General features: G+C 58.8%; 9 protein-coding genes, 1 tRNA gene and 4 pseudogenes. 9 read left to right on the top strand and 5 right to left on the bottom strand.

The window, feature by feature from the left end; translation table 11 throughout:
- Positions 1-33: 33 nt before the first annotated feature.
- Both ACX3P1_RS19265 and ACX3P1_RS19260 read left to right on the top strand, forming a co-directional pair.
- Positions 34-636, top strand: coding sequence for an invasion associated locus B family protein (locus ACX3P1_RS19265; protein WP_459081215.1), 603 nt, complete (start codon positions 34-36; stop codon positions 634-636).
- Between the two features lie 364 nt (positions 637-1,000).
- Positions 1,001-1,906: a helix-turn-helix domain-containing protein gene (locus ACX3P1_RS19260; protein ID WP_459081214.1), complete on the top strand. Its 906-nt coding sequence runs from the start codon at positions 1,001-1,003 to the stop codon at positions 1,904-1,906.
- 78 nt (positions 1,907-1,984) lie between these two features.
- On the opposite strand, the pseudogene ACX3P1_RS19255 reads toward ACX3P1_RS19260, so the two are convergent.
- A pseudogene (locus ACX3P1_RS19255) lies at positions 1,985-2,224 on the bottom strand (IS110 family transposase); the annotation flags it as partial.
- 70 nt (positions 2,225-2,294) lie between these two features.
- Here ACX3P1_RS19255 and ACX3P1_RS19250 point away from each other — a divergent pair.
- The 5 genes and pseudogenes from ACX3P1_RS19250 to ACX3P1_RS19230 form a co-directional block, all read left to right on the top strand.
- Positions 2,295-2,633 (top strand): annotated as a pseudogene (locus ACX3P1_RS19250) (helix-turn-helix domain-containing protein); the annotation flags it as partial.
- A 238-nt stretch (positions 2,634-2,871) separates the two neighbouring features.
- Positions 2,872-3,399, top strand: coding sequence for a Holotricin-3 precursor (locus ACX3P1_RS19245; RefSeq protein ID WP_459081213.1), 528 nt, complete (start codon positions 2,872-2,874; stop codon positions 3,397-3,399).
- A 344-nt stretch (positions 3,400-3,743) separates the two neighbouring features.
- Positions 3,744-4,976 (top strand): TadE/TadG family type IV pilus assembly protein, encoded by a 1,233-nt coding sequence (locus ACX3P1_RS19240; protein ID WP_459081212.1) that lies wholly within the window; start codon positions 3,744-3,746, stop codon positions 4,974-4,976.
- Positions 4,977-5,068: 92 nt separating this feature from the next.
- Positions 5,069-5,144 (top strand) — tRNA-Asn (locus tag ACX3P1_RS19235).
- A 119-nt stretch (positions 5,145-5,263) separates the two neighbouring features.
- Complete coding sequence (locus ACX3P1_RS19230; RefSeq protein ID WP_459081211.1) at positions 5,264-5,545, top strand: hypothetical protein; 282 nt, start codon at positions 5,264-5,266, stop codon at positions 5,543-5,545.
- A 307-nt stretch (positions 5,546-5,852) separates the two neighbouring features.
- Here the strand turns inward: ACX3P1_RS19230 and ACX3P1_RS19225 are convergent.
- Together ACX3P1_RS19225 and ACX3P1_RS19220 are read right to left on the bottom strand one after the other, a co-directional pair.
- Positions 5,853-6,152: pseudogene (locus ACX3P1_RS19225) on the bottom strand (transposase); the annotation flags it as partial.
- 59 nt (positions 6,153-6,211) lie between these two features.
- Complete coding sequence (locus ACX3P1_RS19220; RefSeq protein ID WP_459081210.1) at positions 6,212-7,495, bottom strand: FAD-binding oxidoreductase; 1,284 nt, start codon at positions 7,493-7,495, stop codon at positions 6,212-6,214.
- 284 nt (positions 7,496-7,779) lie between these two features.
- Between ACX3P1_RS19220 and ACX3P1_RS19215 the strand changes: the two genes are divergently transcribed.
- Positions 7,780-8,481: a winged helix-turn-helix transcriptional regulator gene (locus tag ACX3P1_RS19215; RefSeq protein ID WP_459081209.1), complete on the top strand. Its 702-nt coding sequence runs from the start codon at positions 7,780-7,782 to the stop codon at positions 8,479-8,481.
- Positions 8,482-8,712: 231 nt separating this feature from the next.
- Here the strand turns inward: ACX3P1_RS19215 and ACX3P1_RS19210 are convergent, their stop codons facing one another.
- The gene (locus tag ACX3P1_RS19210) at positions 8,713-9,243 is read right to left on the bottom strand and encodes a LysR family transcriptional regulator substrate-binding protein (protein WP_459081208.1); all 531 of its coding nucleotides are present in this window, start codon (positions 9,241-9,243) and stop codon (positions 8,713-8,715) included.
- A gap of 17 nt (positions 9,244-9,260) precedes the next feature.
- Here ACX3P1_RS19210 and ACX3P1_RS19205 point away from each other — a divergent pair, with 17 nt between their 5' ends.
- Positions 9,261-10,238: an IS5 family transposase gene (locus ACX3P1_RS19205; RefSeq protein ID WP_459081207.1), complete on the top strand. Its 978-nt coding sequence runs from the start codon at positions 9,261-9,263 to the stop codon at positions 10,236-10,238.
- Positions 10,239-10,369: 131 nt separating this feature from the next.
- Here the strand turns inward: ACX3P1_RS19205 and ACX3P1_RS19200 are convergent.
- Positions 10,370-10,840 (bottom strand): annotated as a pseudogene (locus ACX3P1_RS19200) (IS21 family transposase); the annotation flags it as partial.
- Positions 10,841-10,926: the final 86 nt, after the last annotated feature.

Genomic DNA, 10,926 nt, shown 5'->3' with positions numbered 1-10,926 from the left:
TTATCGATATGTGTGGGCTACGCACGAAATAGCGTGGCCCACGTCGATCTCCCAATCCTCAAAACGAAACGCGAAAACCACGACATGAAGAAACTCAAGCATACGCGTTATCTGCTAGCGGCATTGATCACCGCGCTGGCGATACCGACCGCAATGGCCCAGGGAGAAACCAATATGCAGGCACCGACATCTCTGTCCGAGACCTATGACGCCTGGACCGTGCAATGCGCCAATCAACAGCAAGGCGAGAAAACGCAACGCACATGCCAGATGAGCCAGGAGCTTTTGCAACAGAAGACGCGTCAGCGCGTGCTGACGTTTGCCATCGGCATGGCCGACAAGAAGGCGAAAGTGACATTGGTGCTGCCGTTTGGCCTACTTCTGTCGGAAGGCGTTCGTGTTCAGATCGGCGAAGAGGAGATCTTGCGCGGAGCCTATCGGACATGCCTGCCGGCCGGGTGTGTGGCGGAGATTGAACTCCCGGCAGAGACGATCAAGAAACTCGAAAGCGCAGAGACGGCCAGCGTATTGATGACCGCCAATTCCGGCCAGCCGGTGAAAACCGATGTTTCGCTCAAAGGCTTTTCATCGGCGTTCCAGAGGCTGACGGAGCTTTCAGCCGTTCCCGCCAAGTAAGGAATTTTGGCGGCTGGGCGTTTGCCATGGGCCACTAAGAGACCTGTTTTGAAGAGCCGGCTGATGGCCGAGATTCCAAACCTTGTGGTCAAGGTGCGGCCGGCTCCCTGTGATGGTTCCCCGTGAATCTTGCAGCCCGGAACGACACCCGGAGGCTCCTGATTTGGAGGGCATTTTGACTGGAGGGAGGTGCCGGGTGTTTTCAGTGCGCAGTTGGCAGTTATTGCAACCGACACAGATTTGCGATCGTGATCCCGCACACGACGGATCGCTTGCTTCAGATAATGTCCGGGGGCGGGTATCGGTGGTCGGATGTCAAGGTTTGAACATCCCGTAATGCATTATTTCCCGTGGTCGGCCCATCATGGATGAGCTAACTGCCAAGCGCCGCCATGCGGCTGCATTGAAGAGCGCCGCCGCTCGCAACGTCCTTGGCTTCATCCCCGACAAAGACCGGCGTTGCGCCGCCACGCTAAGAGGCGGAGCAATTCATTCGGTTCGGTCCGCAGGCTCGCGTTCGTTCGTTGCGGAAAGCCACTACGCACCGGTCTTTTTCAGTCCAACTCCAAACGTACAAGCATCGATAGGCAACAACACGATGCAGGAGTTCGACGTACCGGCAGGCGCGCTTGGCGTCGTGCCCGCCGGAAATGAAGCGGCGACGATCTGGCCTTCGAGGAGGGAAAGCGTTGCGGTTGTCATAACGCCGTCCGCCCTGGTTGACCTCGCCGAGCGCGAATATGATGGGAAAAGCTTCGAACTTCGGCCGACGCTGGCTACCACTGCCGATTTGTGGGCCTTGCACGTTGCCAAGCTTCTGCGAACTGAACTGACCCGGCGGGCGAAGGCGAGCGAGCTTTATGTCGATTCGATTATTACGCTTTTCGGTATTCACTTGCTGAGAAACTATTCCGACGCAAGCGGTCAACCTCAGCCCGCGCGCGGCGAGCTATCATCGCGGAACAGCCATCGCATCAGGGAGTTTCTGTTCGAGAATTTCACTAGCAAACTGTCGGTGGCGGATCTGGCCTCAGTTTGCGAGTTGTCACCGCGTCACTTCATTAAAGCGTTTACCAGGACCTTTAGTCAGCCGCCTCACCAATACCTGACGAACTTGCGTCTGGATTTCGCCGAACGCCTATTGCTTGAAGGAAAGCTGACGATCACGGAAGTGGCCGTGTTCAGCGGCTTTTCCAGCCAAAGTCATTTGACGGCCACCCTCAGACAACACCGAGGGATGACTCCCGCTCAACGGCGGAACGCTAGGTGACGCTTCAGCGGTTGGAACTTCCTGCCGACTTGCGGTGTTGATTTCCACCCAGAAGTGAGCCGGTTACCGTGACAACACCCGAACATATTCTGGAGACATCAGCCGAACTTCATGACCCTGTTTCTGAAACAGACGCCCGAGATGATGAGCTCCACCGCAGGCTTCCATTGCAACAACACAAGCTGGCAGGCTCGAGGCCAAATTTATAAGGCCTTCGCGCCTCATGCGCCGACGCATCACAATTTGCCCAGTGGTATCGAAGCCGGCCAAGCTACAACTGTTCTTTCCAAGGTCGATACCCAAAATTGCGATCTGCATTGCTCTGCTCCTTCTTGCTTGATTGATCCTGGGCAATGATGCGCCAGGAAGGAGGGGCGAGCCATTCCATAAGCATGATCGCGGATGGGGACGGGCAAGAATGAGATATCCCGCATTCGAAAAGCTCGAGATCATCAGGCTCGTCGAGCAGTCGCACCTGCCCACCCGCAAAACGCTGGACCGGCTGGGGATCCCGCGTCGGACCTTCTATCGCTGGTATGACCGTTATATCGGGGGCGGCCCTGAGGCGCTGGAAGATCGACCATGGCCACCTCGGCCGGTGCGCGCCTGCAGCGAAAAGCTGCGCGCACCGCTGTCGCGGCCGCCTCCGCTCATTCCTTCCGTAGGTGCTGTGGCCCCAGCTACATCGCCGGCGCACTGGCCGACTATATCGAGGCCCAAAGCATGAGCCATGTCCGGGGCGCTCCAATAGAAGAGGTGGTAGCCCGAATAGGGAAGGCACCCGTCCTCGAGAACGCACAGAAGGCGGCCCTCGGCGAGATGAGGCTGGGCCAAGGTTATCCATGTGCGGAATTGCGCCGGTGACCCGCCCCTGAGGCGGGTTTTGCGTTTCAGGTCGGCACTGCCACACAACCGCCTCAAAAGGACACGATTTCATCTAGCGGGGGCCTTGCAGGAGAACTCCGATGAAATTGAAAGCCCATCTCGCCGCATTGGCCTGCCTTGGTCTGGTAGCTGGCGGTGCATCACTAGGCCAAATCGATGGCTTTAGCTTGGCTAGCGCTGCCCAAGCCAAAGGTGGCGGTAATGGTGGAGGTAATGGCGGCGGGCACGGCAATGGAGGGAATGGCGGCTCCAGTCACGGTCAATCGTCCTCCGACCATGGCAAATCAGCTGACGCGCATGGCAAATCCGTCTCGCACGAAACGACTGCTGCAGTATCAGCGGATGACTCTGACGCCAGTTCGCTGGGAGCATTGAATGCGGCTCATGCATCGGCGACGGCGCGGGAGCATGCCAGCCCCAAATCTGCAGTTGGCAAGATCGCCACTTATGAAAAGAGCCGCGAAGCAGCCCTGGATTTTCAGGACCCTGCCGCACAAGATCAAGCTCTAGACGACGCGGAAGCCCAACTGGCAGCAGATTTCAATCTTGCTGAACTGACGAACGACCAGATCAGCCAAATCAACGCTCTATTGGACGCTCGGCAATAAGAACCAAGCGGCTTAAAAATAAAGGGGCCGCTTCGGCGGCCCTTTCGCGTTTCAGGAGGTAGCCAGTCTCGCGCTATAGGCTGGCAGCGTGCCGAGCGCGGGTAGCTCCCAGTCTCGGAAGCCGTCGGGTTGGTGGCCGCATCAGCGGTAAAGCGTTCGGGCTCGCTCAAGTCGCCAAGTTGGCGACATGCTCTATCTCCCCCGTGTTTCGTCTCCGGGCGCACCGCCTCATAGGCTTCCTTGCGGCGTCTGAATGGCTGCTTTGTTAAAATGCTACCGTTATGGTCAAGCGGTCCTTAAGTCGCGCGTGATGTAATATTGAGTCGGATCACCTGGGGGCCGTGATGCTGCGCAAGTTCTGGAGGTCTGAACAAGGCAATTATACCGTCATCACCGCCATTGCCATGGTGCCTATCATGACTGCTGTTGCTGGCGTCGTTGACCTTGCAAGCACCACCAATCAAGCAGAAAATCTACAGCAGGCATTGGATGCGACAGCCCTGGCCATCGGTACCGAATATTTTGATGGAATGACCAAAATTGAACTGCAAGATTTCGGCTATAAGATATTTGAGGCCAACCTCAGTCTTCTTGATACTCAGCCCACATATTTGACCTATGATGATGCTGATGACGAAACTATGGCTAATTTTGATGCGAGTGCATCCGGATCCGGTGCCAACCATCTAATTACCGTTTCGTCCAACATCAAGCACCCGGGTTTCGTCGGAGGCATGACTTGGCGTGCTCATCGCGCGTCGGTTGCGAAGGTCTCTGCGGGCCAGGAGGCTTGCGTCCTCGCGCTCAATCCACACGCCTCAAAGGCCATGCAATTTCAGGGGTCTACGACCGTGGACATGGCAGGCTGCGTAATTACCTCGAATTCCGATGCGACGGATTCGTTCTACCGGGGCGGCAGCGCTCAGTTGTCCGCGCTATGCGCCATCTCTGCCGGCGGTGCTGTAGGCCTCAACTCCAATACTATCTTGCAGTGCGGTCAGCCTCGCACCAACCAATATCCTTCGTTCGATCCTCTCGAAGATGTAGCACCGCCGGCATACGGAAACTGCGCCAACGTTCCTAACGGCAAGAGCGTTACGCTGTCGCAGGGCACGTTCTGCAATCAGAACCTGAATGGCGACGTTACGCTCAATGCCGGCGTGTACATCTTCAAAGGCGGCCAACTGAATTTCAACGGCAATGGCAGGTTGACCGGAAAGGGGGTGACGATATTCCTCATGCAGGGCGCGACGCTGACAGTAAACGGCAACGCGATCACCGATCTTTCTCCACCTCCCAGTGGTCCTTATGCCGGGATTACAATTTATCAGGCTCGTGACAACACTGCCGCTCTCCAAGTCAACGGAACGTCGGGCTCGAGCCTGACTGGCTATGTTTATGCGCCCGCCGCAGCGATAACCTACACCGGTAACGCCAGCGTCACGAACCAGAACTGCATCCGTATCATCGGCGACACGATCACGATGACCGGCAATTCCTATGTCAAATCGAACTGTTCGGCTGATCTCGGCAACCGCCTCATGTATGTGGGGCGTTCGATAACGCTCGTGCAATAGCGCCAAGCATCCATCAGGCTCGCGGGTCGAATTAACCACCATGACCAGTCGCGGTTGCGAGTCGACGAGCACATGCTACATCGGCTCCGTATTCCCTGGTAGCTCAGTTGGTAGAGCAGTCGGCTGTTAACCGGCGGGTCGCATGTTCGAGCCGTGCCCAGGGAGCCACCTTCCAAATACGCAAAGCCTGGCCCGGCTTAGCCAAAGTGTTGAACCGCCATCACACTTCGGCGGAACTGCAATCCGCTGGCCGGTCGCTTAAACTTCTCCGAAATGGGAGAAGATCGATGAAAAAAATTCTCGTTACCAGCATGGCGATATTGTTGAGCGGTCTTGCCACAGCGGCGATAGCGCAAAACAGTGGCAAACCCGATCAGCCCGCGAATAATTGGGGCCAGGAAGTGAGGGGGTGCAACTCTGGCGGTTGCTATCCGGGCGGCGAGAAACGTGGGGAATATGTACGTGATCAAGCCCGCGACGACGAAGGCCCTGGATATGGCCGCGAAATCCACGATCTGGCAAATCCCGGTAAGAGTGATCCCAAGCCAAGGAACATGAATCACGAGTGACGCCCCGCTGCGTTTTACACCTTATGAAGGCCCTGTCCTCGAAACCAGTATCTTCGCCACGCTCTCCCGGAACATGACTGGGACGCCGGTAAAAGCCCATAGGTGGCACCATTTCCGGTAGCCCTAAAAGGGGGCACGGGATTTTGACCGCAAGGGTGGCCGGGTCTTATTTTTGAACGACTAGATCGAAGCCAGGAATGACCCATAGAGTACCGACCAAGGGCAAGTTGTGGAACTTGCCAGTCCCACACGTCGCGTATCTTCCACGGAATAACTCAATGAAATCAATGGCTGTGGCACTTGTGGCAGTCTGGGGATGCATTGGAGCGCCCCGGACATGGCTCATGCGTTGGGCCTCGATATAGTCGGCCAGTTCGCCGGCGATGTAGCTGGAGCCATTATCGCTGAGCAGCCGGGGTTTGTGATGCACGTGGGCCTGGTCGCATCCTGAGGCAGTGAGCGCCATGTCCAGCGTGTCTGTGACGTCCTCGGCCCGCATCGTACTGCACAGCTTCCAGGCGATGATGTAGCGGGAGTAATCGTCGAGCACGGTGGACAGGTACATCCAGCCCCAGCCGATGATCTTGAAGTAGGTGAAGTCCGTCTGATTGGTAGATCGCGACTTTGGTCCGCGCACCGGCGGCCGGCGTGCCTGCGACGTCATGATCAGATAGCTGGTGGAATATTGAGGGTGCTACCGAACATGTTCTGCGGATCGAAAGTGGTCTTGATTTGGCGGAGTCGCCGAAATGTCTCGTCGGCATAGGCGCCCGGCACGCGCGCCGGTCCCTCGTCGGCAGTGATGAAGTTGACGTAGCTCGAGCCGGAGGTGAAAGGCCGCACCGCAGCCACCGAGTTCCGGGCCCAGGCGATGTGTTGATTGTCCTCGGCAGGATCGGTCCAGGCGCCCTGGAAAACCAAGCCATACTGCGCTTCTCTAATGCCGACTGCCGTGTCGCCCATTGGTACGCGCGCCGGGGCGCCGCCCATTTGCATGCAGAGGATCGCCGAGAACGGCGAGCTAATGGCTTCCGCGGCGCGACATAGCTCCGTTGCCAATCCGCCGCCGATTTCTTTGGTCTCGTCCGACTTCCAGTAGTATCTGCGTCCGAACGGTTGCCCACCATCCAGAAAGCTCTGGAAGCTGACGAAGCTCTTGGGCTCGATGGTGTCCGCCACGGGCTTGCCGAAGTCCTTGAGCCGCTGCATTGCCGCCGCGCCCTCTTCGGGCCTGCCGGTCCAATGCGCGGCGATGCCAGCGATCATTTGCCCATGATAGGCCTCTGGAATCCACGGCGCGGGTGGCGCCTTGCGCAGCACCAGGAGGCAGGTCAGTTCGTCCGGTGCGCCAGCAGAGAGCTGCGCATAGAAGTCCACGACCTCCCTTGCCACTGCGAAGGGGTGGACGACCATGCCGGCCAGCACTTCGGGACCGTGCCGATGGCCCCGGAACGTGAACTCGGTCACCACAGCGAAATTCACGCCACCGCCCCGTAGCGCCCAATAGAGGTCGGCATTCTCGGTGGCGCTGGCGGTGCGCGCCTTCCCGTCGGCAGTGACCACCCTGGCCGACACGATATTGTCGGCGGTGAAGCCGAACCGTCTCGACGTCCAGCCGAAACCGCCGCCCAGAGCGAGCCCGGCAACGCCGGTGGCCGAGATGATGCCGGAGGGCACGACGATGCCATGCGGCTGCGTCGCGGCGTCCACATCCTTCCATGTGGCGCCGGCCTCGACCCGCACCAGCATGGTCTGCGTATCCACGGTGACAGCGCGCCGCTGGCTCATGTCGATGGTGATGCCGCCGTCGCTGAGTGCGGCGCCCGCTACATTGTGCCCGCCACCGCGCACGCAGAGCGGCAGGCTATTGTCCCTGGCAAAGGCGGTCGTGGCCGAAACATCCGCCTCGCTGGCGGGCCGCACCACCACCGCTGGCCGCTTTTCGATCATGCCGTTCCAGATGGCACAACATGATTCATAAGCGGGGTCCCCCGGTAGGTGACAGATGCCGGAGAGGTGTTCCGTCAAGTCGGTGACCGCAGATGGCGATATTCGACTGCTGATGGTCTGAGCTAAGGACATTTCGAACTCCTGGATCGAGTGACCCCTGTTGTCCGCCATCTTGGCCTCATGGACCAGTTCAGGAGCTGAAGCAAAGAAGCTACTGAATCTGTACTAGTCGGCTGCGCTCACTGGCGGTACACTCCAGTCGAAAGACCGGCAAGGAGCGGCCGATGACCGACGGGAGTTATAAGCAATTCTGCCCGGTCGCTATGGCGTCGGAGGTGCTCTGCAGCCGCTGGACCATGATTGTGGTGCGCGAACTGGTCTGCGGTTCGACGCGGTTCAACGATCTCAAACGTGGTGTTCCGCGCATGTCACCGGCGCTTCTCTCCAAACGCCTGAAAGACCTCGAGCTCGCCGGGGTCGTGCAACGGATGGCTAGCGGTGGCAAGGCCAGCGGCTACGAATATCGCCTCACGCCTGCCGGACGGGACCTTGAGCCGATCGTCAAGGCCATGGGGTTCTGGGGGCAGCGCTGGGTCGAAACCGCTCCCACGCTGCAGAATGTCGATCCCGAGTTGCTAATGTGGGATATGCGACGGAGCATCAATGTCGCCACGCTGCCGCGCCAGCGCACCGTTGTTCAATTCACTTATACTGACCGACCCGAGAAAAAGCGCAGCTATTGGCTGGTCGTGGAGGCGAACGGGATGGTCGACGTCTGCTCCATCGATCCCGGTTTCGAGGTCGACCTCTATGTGACCACCGATCTTCGTACCATGACGGCCATCTGGCTCGGTTTGACGACCATTCACGCAGAAACTGAAAACCACCGGCTTACGGTCGTGGGTGACACCGCAATCGAACGAACGATGCCCAGCTGGCTCGGACTGAGCTCTTTCGCAGCGGAGCGGAAACTGGCGCTCACCTGAGGCCGCTTTTCTGAGATGCGGGTCCCAACGGCATGAACGCCCGCGATCGATTTTCGAGCGCCAGATCGGCAGGGCCGAGTACGCGCGGCCTCAAAGCCCGATGGCGTTTTACCGAGATCACCGCCGACAGCTTCCATTGGATAGGTGAGGAAAGATCGTCCGACAGCGATCCGTAGCAAATCACCTACGAGCATTTTGCCCGCAGAACCAGTCCTTGATGCTTTGGGCCAATCAAACAGAAAACGGCCCTTCTGCTTGCGTCATTGCAAGCGACCGCGACTTGCCTCTCGATTCCATCAAGTGCTTCGCCATCGACAAGAATACGTCAGCGAGCTCGTTGCGTTCGTCGCGAAGTGCGAATGCCACCTCGGTTGCCCGGTGAGTTACTTGTTTGATGGGGACCTGACCAAAATTCCCGACGCGGCTGGTGCCGTTGTCCCATATAAAGCCAATGCCGATTCTGAGATTTGCCGCCTCCAGAACCGCATCGCGGGTGTCGGCTATCAAGAGGGGCTCTGGGGATAGGCCGAGCTGATCGAATGCCCGATCGATTACCCTTTGCGTCGAAGATCCTCGCGCGCGGAAGATCAGGGGCTGTGTTGCCAGTTCCTCCAGGCTTATTTTGTCCTTCCGGGCCATCGGGTGGTTGTCGCCGACAATGGCCACCACCGTCTGGTGAAGCACGGCGACATGCTTCAAACGCGGGTCCGGAGGACCTTGTTGCAGGGATCGGGCTTTGACGTTTAGAGAAGCGGTCCCCACCGGACGGGACTGCCCGAATGCCGCACAAGTTCAATGACCTGCGTCGCCATGTGTTCCCCAAACAGCGCTACCGGGTTACGAACTGGGCGGAATACAATGAGGCCCTTCGCCGTCGTGGGGATCTGACTATCTGTTTCGATGATGGCGTTGCCGATTTGTGGTCGGCGCCGCGCCGCATGACGCGGGGCGGTCAGGCGCGCTATTCGGACCTGGCGATCGAGATTTGCCTGAGCCTGCGGTTCGTGTTCGGCCTGCCACTGCGGCAGACGCAAGGGATCGTGCGCAGTCTTGCGCGGTTGACTGGCGCCCCTATTCTGGCGCCTTGTTTCTCGACTTTGTCGCGCCGAGGCGTAGGCTTGAAGACAGGCGTCAAGAGCCGCCCGCCGACCGATGAGCCTGTGCATTTGGTGGTGGATAGCACAGGGCTGAAAGTCTTTGGCGCGGGCGAATGGCTCGAAGAAAAACACAAAACCAAACGGAAACGCCGCTCCTGGCGCAAGCTTCACCTTGGGCTCGACCTTCTCAGCGGCGAGATTCTCTGTGCCGATCTGACGGAGGAAAGCATCGGCGATACCACGGTGCTTCCGGAACTTCTGGCCCAGATCGACGCGTCCGCCGTCCGGCTCATTGCCGACGGCGCCTATGATGCAGCGCCCGTCAGCGATCTTGTCGAAGCGCGGTTTGGCGACCAGGTAGAAGTCATCATCCCGCCACCGAAGAACGCCGTCCCGAGCGCCGACGCGGCACAGAACCCGACGTCGCGGGACCGCCATATCGACGCGATCGCAACCCAAGGCAGGATGGGCTGGCAGATATCCAGCGGTTACAATCAGCGCTCCCGGATCGAGGCCCAGATGTCCCGCTGGAAGACCGTCATCGGGCCAAAACTGAAGGCCAGAACCCTCGCCAACCAACGAACCGAGGCCGTAATCGGCGTCAGCATCTTGAACCGAATGACCAAGCTCGGCCGTGCCGAGTTTGAACGCGGGGCATGAACAAGGTCACCGGTAGGGCGCTCTTCGATCAAATTCCGATCCCTGCAACAAGGTCTAGCTGATGGGCAAGTTGTTCATGCATGTGCGTCTATCGCCATGGCTCCTCACAAGCCGTTACCGTGACATCGCCGGTAGAGCAGATGATCAAGAGGCTGGCCAGCAATCGACACGCAGAGAATGCCCATGTCGGTAAAATCCGACAACCCGAGCCGGCCGGGTTCGTGAAGCTGGCGGAAGATAACCTCCTGCTCTTCGCCGTGGATGGCACGCCATGACCGGATGCGCCGCTCCAGCGTCCGGCGAATGCCCGCGCTCAGTTCCGGGTGTCGCCGCAGCATCTCCTCATAGATGGCGACGACACGGATGCCTGGCGCCGCCTTCAAAAGGGGAACGATCTCAGCATCGAAGAGATGCTCGAGAGGGTCAGGCCTGCGCCGGCCGCGAGCCTTTTGCTTTTGCGATGGCAGGTGCGCGTCCTTCTTGATGCGATAGGCCGTCGCCCTGCTGATCGACGCCTTGGCGGCGGCGACCTCGATGGAATTGTTTTGTCGGTACTTCATAAAAAGCCTCGTCTGATGATCGGTTACATGGCGACCCGGCACAAAGATGGTTCTCCATTCCAGAAACCACCAAGCTACCGGGCCGACCGCGATCATGAGACGCTGAAAAATTGCGCAGCGGCGGGGGT

This window comes from Mesorhizobium sp. A623, assembly GCF_054489405.1.
Note: the sequence above shows the minus strand (reverse complement) of the source record. Positions and strands in the feature narration are given on the sequence as shown.